Raw genomic sequence first — 19,536 nt, 5'->3', positions numbered from 1 at the left:
CTTTTGTATAAGTGGAGGATGATCAGTTATCAGCGGGATGGGCAAAGCCATTCAGGGTATCCCGTAACTCCTCAAGCTTTCCATCCGATAGCTGACAGGCTGATTTGATTCTTTCGGTTACGAGCCACAGCTCACTTTGCAAAGCGAGCCCCTCATCCGTAAGGGTAATGAGAACTCGTCTTTCGTCTGCGCGGTCACGTGTGCGGATTATGCGTCCGGAAGCCTCAAGGCGTTTGAGAACGGGCGTAATGGTGCCGGTATCCATGCCAAGCTTATTCCCGATATCCCCCACGGTGCGCGGGGTGCCATTAAACAACTCTAGCATGACCAGATACTGTGGGAAGGTAAGTCCCAGCGGGTCCAAGAACGGCTTGTGTAACCGGTTCATTCGGCTTGCTGCACCATACAGCGCAAAAGAAAGCTGTGTTCCAATTTCCTGTCGTGACTGCATTTTCATATGCCAACCTATTATATAGCTGTTGATTATCTAGCGAACTAGATAAAAGCTTATATCAAAATTTTCGTCAGCTAAAGAGAGATTAATAAGTAATTCGTGCGTTATGACATAGGCAACAAATCAGACTAAATCCTTTCTAGGCTGTTAAAGGTCAGTTTCTGGTACTTAGCGTGAAGCGGACATTTGTAGCTGAAGTAGAAAAAATGATATTCATTGCACTGCATATTGAGGGATGCCCCTCCCTGGCTAGATTTGACCGTCCACAAAAATTCCCCATAGTTCTTCCACTGCGCGAGACATTCTTGCCGCTGGGCGGAAAAGCCGAATATCAATAGGCACCCATAGCCCACTGTCTTTACCGGCAGCAACGGCAATTTCGCCAGTTTCAACATCCGCTGAAGCTAGCGTCTCTGGCAGCCATGCAATGCCGTCTCCTGCTTTGACCATAGCCAGAAGCGTGGCAGCAAGATCGGCTGTGAAGGCGATATCCATCCCACGTCTGGCACGATTAACTTGCGAAGTATTTGAAAGGATTCTGCCAAGTCCGGACTCAGCGGAAAACGAAAGAAACGGGAATTTTCTTCCCGCTTTAGCCTGCCAGATAGGTAGACGGGTCGCGGTGTCACACCGGGAATAAGGCAGTAATGTTTCCTGACCAAGCCTGACGCTGAGGTATTTGGACTGATCCAGGTTAATGTGCATGTGAGGGTGGAAATAGCAGAGCAAAAATTGCGCGTCACCTTTTTCAATCATACGCTCACACGCGCTGAGCGTATCAGAAAGAAGACGAAATGAGCCGAAGCGCGCAATTTTCTCGTTGTTGCGCATAAGCGCAGGAAAAAATGAGAACGAGAGAGAGTGCGTTGCGGAAAAAACAACGTCTGGTCTGGTTTCTCCTGCAGCTTCGATGGCTTCACTTCTCAGGGTATATAGCGCGCGAATAAGATCCGGTATTTGCGTAACGAATATTTCCCCCGCCCTCGTCAAACTTACCCCGCGTCGGTTTCTTTCAAACAATGGCGTTCCCAACCACTCTTCAAGCGAAATAATTCTTCTGCTGAATGCAGGCTGCGTCACATATCGAGAAGCTGCTGCACGTGAAAAATTAAGAGACTGTGCAAGCGCAACACAGTCTTCAAGCCATGTTAACTCTAAGTGATGCCGATTTTGCATTACAGCCTTCCTCTTTGGCATTAGAACAGCATGTGTTAAATGCTTAGGATGGGTTTCAGAGAGGACTAAAGGTCCTAAGGCACTACGAAAATGCATTATGTCTATAAATATATGGCATTAGACAAATACTTCGCAGGCAAATATCAAATTGAGTCTGACTGAAAACATCCGGAGAGAACATGCGTATCCTTGACGTTGTAGAAATAACCAAACCGATTGCTTCCCCCATCCGTAACGCTTACATCGATTTCAGTAAAATGACGGCTAGCCTGGTAGCCGTTGTGACCGACGTTGAAGTTGATGGGAGACGCGTTGTGGGATACGGATTTAACTCTAACGGTCGTTATGGTCAGGGCGGCCTTATACGTGAACGCTTTCGCGATCGTATTCTGCAGGCCGAACCCGAAAGTCTGCTGAATACCAGAGGTGACAACCTGGATCCGCACAAAATCTGGGATGTGATGATGAGCAATGAAAAACCAGGTGGTCACGGTGAACGCTCAGTTGCCGTGGGAACACTGGATATGGCCATCTGGGATGCCACGGCAAAAATCGCAAATAAACCGCTGTTTCGCCTGCTTGCAGAAATGAAAGGCGTTGAAGCAAATCCTCGAGTATTCGTCTACGCGGCTGGCGGTTATTATTATCCGGGAAAAGACCTGAGCGCTCTGCGTCAGGAAATGCGCGGTTATCTGAACCGTGGTTATAACGTCGTAAAAATGAAGATTGGTGGGGCATCTCTTGAAGAAGATCGCCGCCGTATTGAGGCCGTTCTTGACGAAATTGGTAGCGAGGCCCGCCTCGCAGTTGATGCTAATGGCCGCTTCGATCTTGAAACGGGCATTGCATACGCAAAAATGCTGCGCGAGTACCCACTCTTCTGGTACGAAGAGGTTGGCGATCCCCTTGATTACTCTCTTCAAGCCGCGCTGTCAGAGTTTTATCCCGGCTCAATGGCAACAGGTGAAAACCTTTTTTCACATCAGGATGCGCGAAATCTTCTGCGTTATGGCGGCATGCGTCCGGACCGTGACTACCTGCAGTTTGATTGCGCGCTCTCTTATGGACTTGTTGAGTATCTTCGCACGCTGGACGTGCTGGAACAGTTCGGCTGGTCACCTTCACGCTGTGTGCCTCACGGCGGGCACCAGATGTCATTGAATATTGCTGCAGGTCTAGGTCTGGGCGGCAACGAAAGTTATCCGGACCTGTTTCAGCCATATGGCGGCTTCCCCGACTCAGTAAGAGTGGAAGATGGCCATATCATCATGCCTGAGCTGCCGGGCATAGGTTTTGAAGGCAAATCTGATCTCATTAAAGAAATGCGTGCTCTGGCTGAATAACTTCAGCCGGATTTATCGGCTTCCTTAGTTGCTTATTATGCCCCCGGTATTGTGCCGGTGGCATAGCGGAAATCACCTATGAAACTTTTAAGTTATCTGACTCCAGATGGATATAAAAGTTACGGCATACTTAATGCTGAAGGAATTATAGACCTGAGAAGTAGGACAGATATTGACACTCCTGATCTGAAAGGTTTTATCCGGGAGAAGGGAGTGTCAGAAGCAGATAAGTATATCAATGCTGAAATTGATTATCAGCTATCTGAAATCACTTTCTTACCGCCAATTGAAAATCCAGGAAAAATACTTTGCGTAGGAATGAATTATCAGGATAAGCGCACGGAATTCAGTATTACATCGGACGCACCGACAATATTCATTCGTTTTTCAGATTCACAGACTGCCCATCTTGGAGAAATCGTTAAGCCAGCCCAGAGCGACCAACTTGATTACGAAGGTGAACTGGTCATTATCATCGGGAAGTCAGGTCTGAATATTTCTGAAGCAGAAGCAGCGGACTATATTGCCGGCTATTCCTGCTACATGGATGGTTCTGTTCGCGACTGGCAACATACCTGGTTCACCGCAGGTAAAAACTGGAGTAAGACCGGCGGATTTGGCCCCTGGCTGGTCACCAGTGATGATGTGAACGATCCACAAAAGCTAAAGCTTAAAACCTGGCTAAATGGCGAGATCGTTCAGCAGGACAACACTGAAAATATGGTTCATAAGATAAATAAAATCATCAGCTATATGAGTACATTCACTCAACTTTCACCTGGGGATGTCATTCTGACGGGATCACCAGGAGGCGTTGGTCGATCTCGTAATCCACAGCGTTTTCTTAATGAAGGCGATATTATCGAGGTGGAAATAGAGTCTATAGGTCGACTGACTAACCATGTCGTATCAGCATCAAAATAAAAATTAAAATTTAAGCTAGCTGACATTTAAAAGGAGCTTAAATCAGCAATTCCTCCCCTACATATGCACCAAATGAGGAAGTTATCATGAGTGAAAATGCTCTCAGCGGTAATAATATTATCGGGAAAAAGCGCTGGACGATAATATTACCCGCCGTCTTTATAATGTATACCATATCTTTCTTTGACCGCGTCAATATCGGTATGGCGCTGCCGCATATTACTGCTGAAATGGGGCTAAGCCCGGTTGAAGCTGGCTGGCTTGGTGGCGCATTTGCATGGGGCTATGTGGCTACGCAGTTTACTGCGGGATGGCTGGCGCTCCGCTTTGGTTCAAGAAGGATCATCGGCATCAGCCTGTTTCTGTTTGGCGCCTGTGCCATGTTGACCGGCCTGACGCGTAACTTCAGCGAACTCATTGCTATTCGCTTCTTTCTGGGCCTGGCAGAAGGGCCCATTCAGGCGGCTACGGCTATGTTTTTAGCGCAGTGGTTCATGAAACCAGAACGCGGCCGTGCTTTTGGTATCTGGAACCTGAGCCTTGGAGCTGGCGCATTTCTGGCAGGCCCGATTTCCGGCTGGATTCTGGCCCATCACGACTGGCGCTTGATGATGGTCATTGAAGGCGCTCCGGCGTGGCTGTTTTGCATCATCTGGTTTTATCTGGTTCCAAAAAGCATTCAGGCTGCAAGCTGGCTCAGTGCCGATGACCGCAATCACATCCAGAAAGAATTGGCTGCCGAACAGTCGAACTATGTGAAAGAGAAATCTGACCCGTGGTGGACCATTCTGAGAATCCCTGCGCTCTGGCTGATGCTTATCGGCTACTCATTGCACAGCATGCTCGCTTACGGATTCACGTTGTGGCTGCCGACTGCGCTCAAAGGGTATGGCACGTTAAGTGAATTTATGATCGGTCTTATTAGCGGCATGCCTTTCCTTATGACCATGATAGGTATTTGGTACATAACCAGACGCTCAGATAAGTACAACCAGGAGCGACGTCTGCACGCGGCCATCCCAACAGTGCTGTGCGGCATTGCGCTATCGGCGGCTGCTTTTGTACCACTGTCATATTACTGGTTGCAAATTGTCCTGTTTATGTTTGTCGGTCTGACTATGAAAATGCTTGTTCCGCTGGTTTATGTGAGGCTAACGGAGATCCTGCCTACGAAGAAAGCAGTGCCTGCCGTAGCCTTTGTCGGCGCGTGTAGTAATTTTATCGGACAATTTGGCGGGCCGCTTGTCGCAGGTTATCTCAAACATCTGGGTGGTGGAATGGACATGACGCTGGCGTGGGGCGTATTGGGGCTATTCTCCATAGTTGGCGGAATATTATTTGCTCTGGCTGTTGGGAAAAAGGAAAGCGTATGGAATGTCGGGCAGGCGTTCCGGGTCTCGCCACGTCGGAATCTTCCCGCCGGAGAATAACTCATGCCAGCCTTTAACCTAAGCGGCAAACAGGCTGGCATTTTTTGGAATTCATATTGTCTACAGCAGAACGGTAGATGGCTGATGTTGAAAGCCATAGTTTTACAAAAAATTCATGCTAAATATCTAGACGCATATTGCGCAATTGAATCAATAAATACTCTGAGATCCCCATTCAGATCCCCTTAAGCCACACGAAAAGACGTCCGCTTTTGGCACACAGCGGACGTTATGTTTCATCGTAATTCCGGTTTAAAGCAATTACGGCGGGCGAGCAGTGCGCAGCCGGCCTTCTGAATGACGCCCTGGCGTCATGTAGGCGCCAGATGACGTGGTATATAACTCCGATGGTAAACGGCGCCGTACGCCCGGCGTAGCCGGTTGATGACCCATAAAGACTGCCAGTCCATCCCCTTCCCTGATTAGTCAAGCCCCGCTTTCAGCAATGAAGAAGTTTATGTAACCCCTTTTAACCCCGGTGAGCAGGCTTTACGGCGCCTGCGACGTAAAGGGCGTGATTTCAGGGGCCTTGGCGGCAGCAGCTTGCTGCTGACGCTTAGGGGGTGTTAATCATAACTTTCAGCTACAGGCTCGGAACTCAACACGGTAGCTGTTATCTCTTCTCTCAACGTTAAGTACTTAACTGCGGTTAGTTTCAATGATGGTCTTTGGCTCTCATGCGAGCAGACAACTCCTCATTCAGGAAAAACAAAAATTTTACAGGCGGGGGTTTTGGAGAGGCATCCGGAGCGCTGAGGAACAACCGGAGGCGAAGATGAGCCGACAGGACGTCGGCGAAAGGACGGTCCGCTGGCCGCAGGGCGTGACGAAGGTACCCCGCGAAGCGGGGCGCGCAGGCTGCCGGACGCCGGGATTGTTAAGGGGCGGGCGTCCGCCCCTTGACGCGTCCGCCTGCTCGGGCAACCTGAAACTCCCATACGCCTGGCGGGCGTCACCTTCTCAGGTGAACGCGCTGCAAAGCTTAACCTCAGCCCGCTGCAAGCGCCCCTACCCCACTAACATCAACTCCCGCTCCTCATTCAGCGGCTTATTCAGCAGTGACAGCAGGATATTTTTCACGGCCTGTGCAGAAGGCGATAGCGGCAACCGGGCGGAGATGTTCAGCGACAAAGGCAGACTCAGTGACGGGCTGTTGATGCGTGACATCCAGGCATCCGTCGAACCCACCAGCGCCCGGGCAGCGGATTCAGGTAATACGGTGACGCCCATGCCGCTGGAAATCGCTGCGGTCAGGGTTGAAATCGATTCGATCTCACCAATGATGCGCGCACTCAGGCGACGCAGTGAAAATGCCTCATCAACCCGTTTGCGCACTGCGCTGTAGTCGCGTGGTAAAAACAGGCTCATCTGCGACACATCGGCCAGATCGACGCTGGCACCTGGGTAATCGGATGCACCGACCAGGAAGAGATCTTCTTTCATCAGCGGCACGCTGTTGATTCCGGCAGTCGGTGCGCGATCGTACAGCACTGCCATATCCAGTTGACCGTTCATCACCTTCTCATTCAGTACGCTGCCGCTGTTTTCGTGCAGGTAGACCAGGATTTCAGGAAACTGATCGCGGACGGTCTGCAGCAGCGGCATGGTCAGTGAAGAGGCTGCCGTGCCCGGTGCCAGTCCAATCGACACCTGGCCGCTCAGCACCTGACCAGCATTGATCACCGCCGTCTGGGCCTGCTCGCACTGGCGCAGAATAGTACGCGCATGGCCATAGAGAATCTTTCCGGCTTCCGTTGGCGTGACGCCGCGCTTGGTGCGGATCAGCAGTTGCTGATCCAGCTCATTCTCCAGCGTTGCCACCTGCTGACTGAGTGCAGGCTGTGCGATGTGCAGCACTTCGGCTGCCTGCGTCAGACTGCCGATATCGACGATTTTCACAAAGTACTTCAGTCGTCTTAAATTCATCTTGCCTCCGTCACTTACCCCGAATAGCGAAATAGGTCTGATCCTATCGCCCTGATAACAGAGATTTTGCAAGATGCAGGCCAGGTTTAAATTGTACACCTCACCCGTCGGCCAGATTTTTCCTAACGGCCCGGAAAATAAGCGTTTCTGATTACCTCTTAAGGGTTAATAAGGATCAGGAATGTGTAATTGCAATGAAGGAGAGGGGTGGGCGCACTGTGGCAGTGCAGACGCTGCGAGTCAGACGTGCAGAAAAGTGATGGCGGGCTGTACAGTTTAAGTGCAGTGGAAACGCATTGCACCTGATTAAAGCTTGCCGGGCTTACAGGAAAGCATTAACGAACACCATAAGAATGTAACCGGTATCAGCAGGAAGTCTTATCTCTGGCGAATCACTGAGGCTAAAAGCAACCGTTGCCCTCTCCCGTTACGGAAGAAGGCAACGCCTGTTGATTAACGTTTTTTGCGGTTACGGTGCATGTCGATAGAAACCGCGGCCACGATGATTATCCCTTTAATAATGTCCTGAATGTAGGCGTCAACACCCACGAAGGTGAAGCCGCTTTTGATCAGACCGAGGATAACCGCGCCGATTAATGTGCCGGTGATACGACCTACACCACCCATCAGGCTGCTGCCGCCGATAACAGCTGCGGCAATCGCATCCAGCTCGTAGGACATTCCCATGCTCGACTGGCCGCTGCTGACACGCGCCGCCAGTACCACACCCGCCAGGCCAGAGAGCGCACCGGCAATGGTGTAGACGATGATCAGATACTTATTAACGTTGATACCGGAGACTTTCGCCGAGGTCATGTTGCCGCCGATGGCGTAAACATATTTACCGTAACGGGTATGTTTCAGGGCGATATGGAACAGCAGTGCCACCACCAGGAAAATCACGACCGGCATGGCACCCTGACCGATTGAGGTAAAGCCGTCAGACAGGAAGCTGATCGGATTACCCTGGGTGTAATACTGCGCCAGACCACGTGCCGACACCATCATGCCCAGCGTGGCAATGAAGGGCGGAATGCCGGTGCGGGTAATCAGTACACCATTGACCGCACCCGCCAGCAGACCCACACCGATACCGGCCGCGATAGGGATCACCGCAGGCATATTGACCAGCGACGGATACATCGGCGACAGGCTGTCAGAGGTCTGCGCCAGACTGGCCGCTACCACCGCCGCCAGGGCGATGACGGAACCGGACGAGAGATCGATACCGGTGGTGATGATGACCTGGGTCACGCCAACGGCGATAATCCCGATAATCGCCACCTGCAGGACAATCAGGATCAGACGGTTGGTGTTGAGCAGGAAAGACTGGTCACGCACGTACCAGCCGAACATTTCAAAAATCAACGCAATCCCCACCATCACCACAAAAATGCCGGTATCTTTCGGCAGTTTATGGCGCAGGCTGGCAAAAAAAGAGGGTTGCTGCGGGGCTGCCGGGGTAGCAGTAGCTTTCATATTGCTCATAGTGGTCTCGCGCCTCACTCGGATGCCAACGACAGAATGGTTTCCTGATCGGCTTCTTCTTTATCGAGGATGCCGGTTATACGCCCGCCGTGCATCACCATCACCCGGTCGCTCATGCCAAGGATTTCCGGCAGTTCAGAGGAGACCATGATGATAGCCACGCCACGGTTGGCGAGTTCACTGATTAAGCGGTAAATCTCCGCTTTTGCACCGACGTCAATGCCGCGCGTCGGTTCGTCCAGAATCAGAATCTTCGGTTGCGCCAGCAACCAGCGGGCAATAAGAACCTTCTGCTGATTACCGCCGCTGAGGTTATTGATGATTTGATCCATGGTCGGCGTTTTGATATTGAGCCGACGGATCTGGTCCATGCAGTCCTGCGCCATCTTCACATGGCTGACAAAACCGCTTTTGCCGCTGTACTCCGGCATGTTGACGATGCTCATGTTCTCCATCACCGACAGCACCAGAAACAGCCCGGACTTTTTACGGTCCTCGGTCAGGAACGCCATGCCCTTTTCAATCGCGGTTGAGGGCGAGTCGATCGTCACCGGCACGCCATCAATCAGGATCTCACCGCTGTCGAAACTCTCCATGCCGAACAGGCTTTCCATCACTTCACTGCGACCGGCCCCCACCAGCCCGGCGACGCCGAGGATTTCACCCCGGCGCACGCTGAAACTGACGTCGGTGAAACGATCTTTGCAGGTGAGGTTACGCACCGTCAGCACCTCTTCGCCAATGGCGCTGTTGAATTTCGGGAACAACTGCGTCAGCTCGCGCCCTACCATCTGTGTGATCAGCGACTGACGGGTGTATTTAGCCGTCTGATCGCTGGCGATCCAGCTGCCGTCGCGGAAGATACTGACCTCATCGGTGATGTTAAAGATCTCATCCATCTTGTGGCTGATGTAGATGATTGCTTTGCCCTGCTCCCGCAGATCGCGAATGATGGTAAACAGATGCGCGACTTCGGTTTCCGTGAGCGCGGAGGTCGGTTCATCCATAATGACGATGTCTGAATCCCAGGAGACCGCTTTGGCAATCTCGACCATCTGCTGCGACGCAATGCTCAGCTCGCCAACCATCCGATCGGCTTTCAGGCGGATGTTGAGGCGGTTGAGCAGTTCCTGCGTCTTCTGATTAAGTCTGGCATGATCGACAAAGCCAAACTTCATCGGTTCGCGGCCAAGCCAGATATTCTCGGCGACGGTCATGTAAGGCACCAGATTGAGTTCCTGGTGGATCATTGAAATGCCGGAACGCAACGCGTCCATGGTGTCCTGAAACTGCACCGGCTCCCCTTTAATTTTGATGGTGCCCTTATCGGGACGATACATCCCGATAAGGCACTTCATTAAAGTGGATTTGCCCGCGCCATTTTCGCCCATCAAGGCATGTACCGTTCCCGGACGCACCCGCAACGATACGTTGTCGAGGGCTTTGACACCGGGGAAGAACTTGCTGATGCCTTCGGCTTCAAGCGCAAACGCGTTCATACATCACCTCCGTACAGCTGGGTCGGGAACGATTATTTCAGGTTACGCTTGGTAAACTGTTCCATGTTTTCTTTGGTAATCAGCTGGTAAGGGATGTTGATGACTTTCTGGACTTTTTCGCCTTTCACCAGCTTGATTGCTGTCTGTACCGCGCCTTCCCCCTGGCCCTGCGCATCCTGGAATACCGTGGCGACCATTTTGCCCTGCTTCAGCATCTGCAGCGCATCGGGAGTGCCATCGACGCCAGCGATCAGGATTTTGTCCGGGTTTTTACCCAGCGCCTGCAGCGCACCGATCGCCATTTCATCGTTGTTCGACGCGATGGCATTGATTTCATCACCCGCCGTCATCCAGTTACTGACCACATCCACCGCGTCGTTTCGGGTAAATTTGGCGGTCTGTTTCTGAACGATTTTGATACCAGGGAATTTAGCGGCAACTTCTTCCACACCTTTGGTACGGTCGCGGGTCGCTTCGTTCGCCAAATCACCCATCAGGATGGCGACATTGCCTTTGCCGTTCATCGCTTTAGCCAGCGCTTCCATCTGTAAGCGCCCGGCCAGTTCTGAATCGGAACCCACATAGGCCATTTTGCCGGTCAGTTCCGCCTGTGGACGGCGGTTGACAAAGATCAACGGGATACCCGCTTTGCTCGCCTGATCCATAATCGGTTTCACCGCATTGGTGTCGACCGGGTTGACGATCAGGGCATCCACACCCTGACCGATAAAGTTCTGAACCTGCTGAAGCTGCTGTGAAACGTCACCTTTTGCATCCTCAACCTGGCCTTTAACGCCATCCTTCTGCATCTCCTTCTGCATTGACGTACGCAGAATCGTCAGGAAGTTGTCATCAAACAGCGCCATTGAGACGCCCACCGAGACATCTTTTGCCATAACCGCGGCAGGTAACATGCAGGCTAACAGTGAGGCGACAATCGTTTTTTTAATGTTCATAGGGACCCTTCTTATTTGTTAACTTGCTCAGGGGCTGAAGCCGCGAATGAAAAATATCTTTTACATTCACCCAGCCTGTCTGGCGTCTGTTTCGGGAAATTTGAGGTAAGACTTCAGGTTATGGCTATTTTTGTGATCGACCACTCCTTTTCACAATCACTTGATCTGCAAACAGTTAGTGTAAAAATGCCGTTTCATTTCCGGATGATAATCACGACCGTGATGATAAGCAGTTTATTTGTTCCATATAGTTTCGTTTTGAAATTTTTATCATAAAAGCACTGAAACGGTTGTTTTAACATCGGCAAACAACAAAACTTTGACATGCCTCTAACATCTGCCGAGAAATGCCCGCAAAGTGAGATCCTGTTGGCAGTTTGAAAAGCCAGCAGATTTACGTAAAAACCGCCAATCCGCTGCTTTTACGAGCATCTGAACGCAATTCAGTAAACAGGGCTTTGACAAGCGGGATCAGCGCCGTTAATATTCGCCCCGTTCAAGCGATTCCTCTGTAGTTCAGTCGGTAGAACGGCGGACTGTTAATCCGTATGTCACTGGTTCGAGTCCAGTCAGAGGAGCCAGAATTAGAAAAGCCCGCTCAGGGAAACCTGAGCGGGCTTTTTGCATTGATGTTTTTAATCACGGCGACGTGGTTTTCACGCCAGAGGCTTACACCACGAACCCGTAGTGGGAACCATCCGGCAGTTCCACCACCAGCCGCAGTTTCCCCCCTGCCGCATCGACGTAGCGTTTGAGCGTGGAAAGCTTCAGGTCACGCCCCGGCTTTTCCATGCCCGCCACGGTCGGCTGTGTGATGCCCAGCGCCTGCGCCATTTCCACTTGCGTTTTCTGCACTTTCTCACGCAGCTCGGCAAGGTGAATGTTGAGCAGGATTTCGGTCGCCATAGCCTGTGCGTCGGCAACGACTTCCGGTTTTTCATCCGCAATAAGCTGTTCCAGCGTTCTGCCCATCACGTTACTCCTTATGGTTAAAGCTTTTTAGCCAGTGTGTGAATTCCCGATCGGCAACCGGAAGCATCTCCCGATAAAATCGCTTTTCATTGCCCGCCTTATTACCGGCACACAGCACAATTGCCGTGCGGTTCGGGTCAAAAGCATAGAAAGCCCTTATTGGGTCGCCGCGGCTCTGGATACGTAACTCTTTCATGTTGATATAAGCGGAACCTTTAATCGTATCCGCATAGGGTCGGCTTAATCCCGGCCCCTTTTCCCGCAGCACCATCAATGCAGCCAGCACGCAGGCGCGATCGCTGTCATTAAGCAACGTAAACCAGCGATCAAACCGCTCTGTCGTTTTAATCATCCACACGAGATCTCCTTATCAATATAGGTCAGATGCTATATAGGTGTAAAGCGATAACCGAGTGTGATGTCGCGGCATGTCAAAATCATGGGTCTTAAATGAAATGCGAGAGAAGTATTCAGTTATGTCAGTGAAAACCGCACAAGATCTGCACACATTCGCGAGCTGTATCTGATTTGCTGCGGGTTGTGGTGATCTCATGGCGGTCAGACGAAAGCCCACTCAGGCTTCACTGAGTGGGCTTTAAGAAGGTTAGCGGCTAAACGCTAAGAGGTAACGCCTGGCGCGTGCTTATGGCAACACGATACGAGCAATCTCGTCAGTGCCTTTAGTGGAGGAATCTTTGTTAAATTCCGCTTTAAGGGTGACAAACAGGGTATTGTTATCCGGACCTATCAGCAGGCTGTTGGGATTTTTTTCGAACGACCAGCTGTTTTTCACCGCATAGGTGGTGGCATCCAGTTGCAGTACTCTCTTCGATTCGCGCTGGCTGATGTAAAGCTCATTGCGCTTAGCGTTGAACTTAATGCCCATCGCATCACCTTCAATGCGTTTGATTACCTTGCCGGTGCGCTCATCAAAGATCAGCGTGGCTTTGCCTTTGGAATCGTCGGTCACGAACAGGCGACCGGTTTCAGGATCTTCTGCCATGTTCAGGAACAGATATGCTTTGCCATCGCCTGGCGTCCAGCGCTTCTCGATTTTATGGCTGCGCGGATTAATCACCAGAATTTCACCCGAGCCATTAGCAGCATAGATGCGATCAGTCAGCGGTGAGTAGATGATACCCGTCACCCATTTACCGGCATTCTTAATTTCGGTTTTAAGCGTAAAGGTTTTGGTGTCGACTACCGAGATATAGCCTGGTTCAGCCACGCGGCCCACATAGAGTTCGTTGCCATGCCATAACACTTCACGTGCACCTGCCGGATAGCCCTCTTTACTGATTTTGCCCGGGAAGACCAGACGCTGCAGCACTTTGCCACTCTTCGCATCCACTCTGGAGATTGCGCCATCCAGCGAGTTGGTGGTGTAGAAGACCTCACCCGCTTCATCGATAGCGGTGCCGAAATTTTTCATGTCGGTATGTGTTTCACCCTGAGTAGTTAGTGTGGCGGGATCAAGACGGTAGATCATGCCGCCGTTCACATCCTTAAACGCCTGCGCACTGGCAACAAATAACGCTTTTGCTGCAGGAGAATAAGCCATTTCATACAGACCATCCCCCAGGGCGCGCTGAGTTACCGCGCTGTCGACTGGTTTAGAGGCTTCTGCAGCAGGCGCATCAACTTTTTTAGCAGGTGCCTGACACGCTGTCAGGCTAATGGCAGCGGCGGCAGCCATGGCAACAGCGGCTTTGCGCGGGCTTAACGATTTCATGCAGAACTCCATCAGGGAATAAAGGGTGCCGGGCCATTCTGATCGGCCAGAATAAAGAATGCGAATCATACTCATTAACAGTCGCTAAGCAAACTACGGCTCAGATTCCTGTAGCGCTCCAGTGCGTTCTCACGACATAAACCTTCAACTTCCGTTTTTTATTAGGGTCAATTCGCCCTTTTTCAGCACCAGAATAATGTAAACGCCAGCAAGTATGAGGCTTTTATCGCGCTTATTTATCTGATTTATTTGAAATTAATATAATGTTACATCTTCAATTGAATCTCAAAGGGAATTTATAAAGCAAATGATTATCATTGGCATTCTCACAACTAATTCAGCTTCTCTCTTTCTGTGATGGGCTGAGAAATATAACGATCAAAGCGTAATGACTTAACGCAATACCAACATTTAATGGAAAATTTATGGCTCGTAGTGGCAGGGAATCAGATTTCAAAAACGTTTTCAGCGTTTCATTACTGGCACTGACGGTGCATGCCCTTCTCAACCCCGCTCTGGCGGCTGCGGAAACATCGCAGGATATGGTAGTCAGCGCGGCCCCCGCCGATAACAGTGAAAGTGATAAGCAGAATTACGCAGTCCAGACCACCCGCGCGGGCACTAAACTAATGCTGACACCACGCGATGTGCCGCAATCCCTTAGCGTGGTGACGCAGCAGCGGATGCAGGATCAGGATCTGCAATCCGTTAGCGATGTGCTGACCAATGCCACCGGTATCTCCACCAATCTGATCGACAGTGAACGCTCCGAGTACTATTCACGCGGCTTTAAGGTCAGTAACTTCACCTTCGATGGCATTCCGACGTCGGTCAACGATAACTGGAATTACGGCGATGCGGCGTCTGACACTGCCATCTATGACCGCATTGAGATCGTGCGTGGGGCAACCGGGCTGATGACCGGCGCGGGCAGCCCGTCAGCCTCTATCAACATGGTGCGTAAACATGCCGACAGCAAAACCGCCACCGGTACGCTGAGCGCCAGCTATGGCAGCTGGAATAAACAGCGGTATGTGGCGGATCTCTCCTCTCCGCTGAACGGCGACGGCAGCCTGCGTGGCCGCGTGGTAACCGGCTATACCGATCAGCAGAGCTGGCTGGACCGCTATCAGAAAACCCAAAAGTTTATCTACGGTGTGATGGATGCCGATCTCTCTGAGAAGACCACGCTGTCACTGGGTTACGACTATGAAGATAACAATACCGGCAATCCGACCTGGGGTGGCCTGCCGATGTTTTACAGCAACAACGCCACCACACATTACGATCGCAGCCTGAATTCGTCAGCCAACTGGACACGTTACAACACTAACTCGCGCAAAGTCTTTGCGGACATCGAGCATAACTTTGACAACGGCTGGAATATTCATGTCAACGGCACGCACGCCGAAAACACCTTCAGCGATAAGCTTCTCTATGTGATGGGCAATCCCGACCAAGAGAGCGGTGAAGGCACCACCGGCTACGGCAGCATGGATCGCGGCAAGCGTAAAATGGATTCCATTGATGGTTTCGCCAGCGGCCCGTTTGACTTACTGGGCCGTCAGCACCTGTTAATGGCGGGTGCGAACTACAGTCGGCAGCATAATGCCGCTTACAGTCAGGATGGTTTCAGCGATGCAGAGGCTCGTGAGATCGCCACTGCTGATATGGGTATTTTCAATAATCACTGGAGCGGTAACGTCGCGGAGCCTGAGTGGCAGGGCTGGTATCTCAACGATGATGACACGGTTCGTCAGAAATCGGTGTACAGTGCTGCACGTCTTTCGCTGGCCGATCCGCTGTCACTGATCGTTGGCGCACGCTATACCCAGTGGAGCACGAGCGGCAGCAGCGGAGAGATGACCAAAAACAACACCACGCCTTACGCCGGGCTGGTCTATGACATCGATGACACCTGGTCCGCCTATGGCAGTTACACCGCCATTTTCCTGCCGCAGACCTATCGTGATACTCATGGCAGTTATCTCTCGCCTGTCACCGGAAAAAACTACGAAACCGGTCTGAAATCGGCCTGGAACGACGGACTGCTGACGGCCAGCGTGGCGATTTTCCGCATTGAGCAGGATAACGTCGGTCAGGCGCTTGATGGTGTCTACCTGAGCGGCAGTGAGCAGGCCTATGTTGCAGCCAAAGGTGCTGTGAGTAAAGGTGCTGAGTTCGAACTGAATGGTGCGCTGACTGATAATCTGCAACTTACCTTTGGCGCAACCCGCTATGTGGCACGTGACCAGAGTGGCCGCTTTAACAGCTATCAGCCACAAACCTCATTTAAGCTTTTTACCCGTTATCAACTGGCCGCAATCCCCGACCTGACTGTCGGCGGCGGCATCAACTGGCAGAACCGGGTATTTAAAGATGTCACTAATGCCAGCGGCGACAGCGTACGGGTTTATCAGGGCAGTTATCCCCTGGCGTCGTTGTTTGCCCGCTATCAGGTGAATAAGCAGGTCGCGGTGCAGGCCAACGTCGATAACCTCTTCGACCGCGAGTATTACAGCTATATGAACAGTTACGTATACGCTGAGCCACGTAATGTGAACGTCAGCGTTTCGTATCAGTTCTGAATGGCCTGCCAGAGATATCAAAAAGCCCGCGATGAATATCGCGGGCTTTTTTGTTTTTCAGCAACGAGGGCGGTGACTCCTGTGCAGCTGACTATCCTTTTAAAAGGGTTAATGAAAAGAGTCATACGTGAATATGTCTGAATTGTAGCTGGCTTATTTTATCGATTTATTACGCCAGAAAACAAAAGCAACCACCGCGGTTAACACACCAATCAGCGGCATGGTCGCTGCGCCCGCCAGAAAGTTGTGCTGGTCGATACGCTGGTTCCTGCGGATATCCGCGAAGCGTGCCAGCGCCTCTGTTTCATCTGATGCACGCACTTCCTCAAACTCTTTTTTATACCCCTGCTCTGTCAGATCTGAAGCCCGGTTTACGTCTGATCTTTTCAATGCAACGGTGTGTTTGCCTCTGGAATAGAATCTGTAGTCTGACATTCAGTGAGCTCGCGGTCAGTAGAGTGAATGTCTGTTATATCGGGCAGGCAGTGATTTGCAAAATGGTTTTAGTAAAGCGTGAGGCACGATAAAGATTTCGTGCTGGTTAAACTAACCGCACGTCATCTTCTGGCAGACTCCGTGCGGTACAGGCGACAACATTCCACGCGATGAGAGTGAACCAGGCTCTTAGATCACGTCCAGCCCCAGATTTTCACGCAGCGTGGCAAACTCATACTCCTCACGAAACAGCCCGCGACGGCGCAGTTCCGGAATCACCAGTTCCACAAACAGATCGAGCTGTTCCGGCATGATGGCGGGCATGATGTTGAAGCCATCCGCACCGCCCTGCTCCAGCCACAGCTGGAAATCATCGGCGATATCTTCAGCCGTACCGACAATCACGCGGTGCCCGCGTGAACCGGCGGCGACGGCGGCCAGTTCGCGCAGCGTCAGGTTTTCGCGTTTTGCCATATCGGTCATCAGCTTAACGCGGCTCTGGTTCCCTTCGCCCAGCGGCACCTCCGGCACCGGGCCATCCAGCGGATACTGACTGAGATCCATGCTGAACCGCAGTGAGAGCTGACGCAGCCCATTCTCAATATCCACCAGCGTATTCAGCTCTTTCCACAGCGCCTTAGCGTCTTCGCGCGTGCGGCCGATAATCGGCATGACGCCAGGCATGATCACCACCTGATCCGGGTTACGTCCGGCAGCCACCACCTGCGCCTTCTGCGCGCGATAGAAGGATTGCGCTTCCTCCAGACTGGCAGAGGCGGTAAAGATCACTTCCGCCGTCTCCGCCGCCAGCTTCTGACCATCCGCCGATGAACCCGCTTCGATAATCACCGGACGGCCCTGCGGCGAACGGGTGATATTCAGTGGACCCTGCACCTGAAAATGTTCGCCCTGATGATTAATCGGCTGGATCTTCTCATCAACAAAATAGTTTCCGGTTGCTTTATCCGGCTGCACGGCACCCTCTTCCCAGCCCGCCCACAGTTTACAGGCCACCTCGAGGAACTCACGCGCACGGGCGTAGCGTGAAGCATGATCGGGCATATCGCTGCGGCTGAAGTTACGCGCAACGTCTGTGGAAAACGAGGTCACGACGTTCCACGCGGCACGGCCACGGCTGATGTGATCCAGCGATGAGAAGCTGCGCGCCAGCGTAAAGGGATCGCTGAAGGTGGTGGAGGCGGTCGCGGCAAGGCCAATGCGCCGGGTATTGACTGCCAGCGCCGCCAGCATCGTCAGAGGTTCAAGACGGGCCATGGTGGACGGCAGACGATACATGCTGGTTGCCAGGGCATCACCCACAAAAAAGAGGTCGAACTTACCCGCTTCGGCTTTTTTTGCCAGGGCGATCAGCCAGTCAATATCGGTGGGATCGCCCAGTTGTTCGGTCAGACGCCAGCCACTGACGTGCTGACCCACAGGTTGAACAAACAGGCCGAGCCGCAGGCGACGTGGTGAAGTTGCAGAGTTCATAAACGATTCCTGGTCTGAAAGATGAAAAAGCGAGCCGCAGCGCGCTTAAAGAAGGGTGTCGGTCGCCAGCAGGGCCTGTTCCAGCGTGCTGGCAGAGACGGTAAACGGCAGGCGTTCTGCGCAGGCTTTGGGAAATGTAATCTGCTGTGCGATGTGACGCAGCGCGGTGTCACGATTGCCCGGCAACGCGGGAAGCTTTAGTGGCATGCCGTAATAGCGCAGCAGCGCCAGCAGTTCTGCATCCGGCTCCCCGCCATGCTCAATCAGCGACTGCACCAGCAGACTGAAGCCCACTTTTTCGCCGTGCAGCCAGTGATGGAGTTCCGGCTGGTGGGTCAGACGATTATGGATGGCATGCGCCAGCCCCGGCGTCGGCAGCACGTCGCGCACGCTGTTCGCCAGCCCAGCCAGCACGATACTGGCATCAATGACTTTGACCAGTTCGGTTGTGACCCGCTGCTGCTGGCAGGCGGCTATCGCGGCCTCACCATATTGCTGAAACACATCTGCCGCCTGCCGCGCGGTCATCACCTTTAAATCCAGCGCCAGATCGTTGGGGTTATGCCGCTGGTAAGGGTGGAATTCGTAATATTTTGCCAGCGCATCCACAATGCCCGCTTTCAGAAAGCGCACGTCGCTCCGGGCAATGACCTCACTGTCTACCAGCAACAGTTCCGGCATTTTGCCCAGAGGCTGGCTGCGCAGATGCCCGCCCGCTTCGTTATAGATGATGGCAATCGGTGACCAGGCGGCACAGGTCGCTGCCTGAGTAGCAAAGTTAACCAGCGTAAGTGCCGGTAACTGGCTGGCGGCGGCTTTGGCGGCATCCAGCACCCGTCCACCGCCAATCGCCAGCAGTAACTCTGCGCCCTGCTGTTCGGTTTGCTGTTCTACGCGGGCAATCGCCTCTTCAGTACATTCACCCGCTAAATAATCCAGCTGCCAGTGAATGCCCGATGCCTCAAGACTCTGGCTTAATTCCGGATTAACCGCCTGCCACGCGTGCGGCGAGGTCAATATCCGGATATGGCTGGCGTAGGGTTTAATAAACTCACCGACGCGTGCACGCAGGCCCGCCTCATGTGCATAGGCTCGCGGAGAAGTAATCGCTAACACAGCGGC

16 protein-coding genes and 1 tRNA gene are annotated in these 19,536 nt (G+C 52.3%); 5 read left to right on the top strand and 12 right to left on the bottom strand.

The features are described 5' to 3' along the window. Window positions 1–22 precede the first annotated feature (22 nt). Entirely contained in the window at window positions 23–457 is a 435-nt protein-coding gene (locus K6R05_RS07145; protein ID WP_260058796.1) for a MarR family winged helix-turn-helix transcriptional regulator, read from the bottom strand. Between the two features lie 246 nt (window positions 458–703). Further along, window positions 704–1,630, bottom strand: a complete 927-nt coding sequence (locus K6R05_RS07140; protein WP_222925293.1) for a LysR family transcriptional regulator — start codon at window positions 1,628–1,630, stop codon at window positions 704–706. Between the two features lie 179 nt (window positions 1,631–1,809). Here K6R05_RS07140 and K6R05_RS07135 point away from each other — a divergent pair, with 179 nt between their 5' ends. From K6R05_RS07135 to K6R05_RS07125, 3 genes are all read left to right on the top strand, one after another. Next, entirely contained in the window at window positions 1,810–2,973 is a 1,164-nt protein-coding gene (locus K6R05_RS07135; RefSeq protein ID WP_222925292.1) for a mandelate racemase/muconate lactonizing enzyme family protein, read from the top strand. Between the two features lie 78 nt (window positions 2,974–3,051). Beyond that, on the top strand, window positions 3,052–3,897 hold the full coding sequence (locus K6R05_RS07130; RefSeq protein WP_222925291.1) for a fumarylacetoacetate hydrolase family protein: 846 nt from the start codon (window positions 3,052–3,054) through the stop codon (window positions 3,895–3,897). An 86-nt stretch (window positions 3,898–3,983) separates the two neighbouring features. Beyond that, the gene (locus tag K6R05_RS07125) at window positions 3,984–5,327 is read left to right on the top strand and encodes an MFS transporter (RefSeq protein ID WP_222925290.1); all 1,344 of its coding nucleotides are present in this window, start codon (window positions 3,984–3,986) and stop codon (window positions 5,325–5,327) included. A gap of 1,008 nt (window positions 5,328–6,335) precedes the next feature. Here the strand turns inward: K6R05_RS07125 and nac are convergent. From nac to K6R05_RS07105, 4 genes are all read right to left on the bottom strand, one after another. Next, entirely contained in the window at window positions 6,336–7,253 is a 918-nt protein-coding gene (gene nac / locus K6R05_RS07120) for a nitrogen assimilation transcriptional regulator NAC (RefSeq protein WP_222925289.1), read from the bottom strand. A 453-nt stretch (window positions 7,254–7,706) separates the two neighbouring features. Beyond that, window positions 7,707–8,732: an ABC transporter permease gene (locus tag K6R05_RS07115; protein ID WP_190285965.1), complete on the bottom strand. Its 1,026-nt coding sequence runs from the start codon at window positions 8,730–8,732 to the stop codon at window positions 7,707–7,709. Between the two features lie 23 nt (window positions 8,733–8,755). Next, the gene (locus K6R05_RS07110) at window positions 8,756–10,240 is read right to left on the bottom strand and encodes a sugar ABC transporter ATP-binding protein (RefSeq protein WP_098052921.1); all 1,485 of its coding nucleotides are present in this window, start codon (window positions 10,238–10,240) and stop codon (window positions 8,756–8,758) included. 32 nt (window positions 10,241–10,272) lie between these two features. Then, window positions 10,273–11,196 (bottom strand): sugar ABC transporter substrate-binding protein, encoded by a 924-nt coding sequence (locus tag K6R05_RS07105; protein WP_033733168.1) that lies wholly within the window; start codon window positions 11,194–11,196, stop codon window positions 10,273–10,275. Window positions 11,197–11,701: 505 nt separating this feature from the next. Here K6R05_RS07105 and K6R05_RS07100 point away from each other — a divergent pair. Continuing rightward, window positions 11,702–11,777 (top strand) — tRNA-Asn (locus K6R05_RS07100). 88 nt (window positions 11,778–11,865) lie between these two features. On the opposite strand, the gene proR is transcribed toward K6R05_RS07100, so the two are convergent. From proR to K6R05_RS07085, 3 genes are all read right to left on the bottom strand, one after another. Continuing rightward, entirely contained in the window at window positions 11,866–12,168 is a 303-nt protein-coding gene (gene proR / locus K6R05_RS07095; RefSeq protein ID WP_033733169.1) for a transcriptional regulator ProR, read from the bottom strand. Window positions 12,169–12,172: 4 nt separating this feature from the next. Then, a complete protein-coding gene (locus tag K6R05_RS07090) occupies window positions 12,173–12,526 on the bottom strand; it encodes a type II toxin-antitoxin system RelE/ParE family toxin (protein ID WP_222925288.1) in 354 nt (117 codons plus the stop codon). A gap of 285 nt (window positions 12,527–12,811) precedes the next feature. After that, a complete protein-coding gene (locus K6R05_RS07085) occupies window positions 12,812–13,900 on the bottom strand; it encodes a YncE family protein (RefSeq protein WP_161736888.1) in 1,089 nt (362 codons plus the stop codon). Window positions 13,901–14,325: 425 nt separating this feature from the next. Here K6R05_RS07085 and fhuE point away from each other — a divergent pair, with 425 nt between their 5' ends. Beyond that, the gene (gene fhuE / locus K6R05_RS07080) at window positions 14,326–16,488 is read left to right on the top strand and encodes a ferric-rhodotorulic acid/ferric-coprogen receptor FhuE (RefSeq protein ID WP_222925287.1); all 2,163 of its coding nucleotides are present in this window, start codon (window positions 14,326–14,328) and stop codon (window positions 16,486–16,488) included. Window positions 16,489–16,641: 153 nt separating this feature from the next. Here fhuE and K6R05_RS22385 read toward each other — a convergent pair whose 3' ends face one another. The 3 genes from K6R05_RS22385 to K6R05_RS07065 all read right to left on the bottom strand — a co-directional run bounded on the left by K6R05_RS22385 (window position 16,642) and on the right by K6R05_RS07065 (window position 19,530). After that, complete coding sequence (locus K6R05_RS22385; protein WP_371876272.1) at window positions 16,642–16,809, bottom strand: hypothetical protein; 168 nt, start codon at window positions 16,807–16,809, stop codon at window positions 16,642–16,644. Between the two features lie 303 nt (window positions 16,810–17,112). Further along, window positions 17,113–18,414: an LLM class flavin-dependent oxidoreductase gene (locus tag K6R05_RS07070; protein WP_222925286.1), complete on the bottom strand. Its 1,302-nt coding sequence runs from the start codon at window positions 18,412–18,414 to the stop codon at window positions 17,113–17,115. Between the two features lie 45 nt (window positions 18,415–18,459). Further along, window positions 18,460–19,530 carry an iron-containing alcohol dehydrogenase family protein gene (locus K6R05_RS07065; RefSeq protein ID WP_222925285.1) on the bottom strand — a complete coding sequence of 357 codons (1,071 nt, stop codon included), beginning with the start codon at window positions 19,528–19,530 and terminating at the stop codon, window positions 18,460–18,462. Between the last annotated feature and the right edge of the window lie 6 nt (window positions 19,531–19,536).

Source organism: Pantoea alfalfae (assembly GCF_019880205.1).
In the GTDB taxonomy this organism is placed as follows: domain Bacteria; phylum Pseudomonadota; class Gammaproteobacteria; order Enterobacterales; family Enterobacteriaceae; genus Pantoea; species Pantoea alfalfae.
The sequence above is the reverse complement of the archived record's forward strand: the minus strand, read 5'-3'. Positions and strand labels throughout refer to the sequence as shown.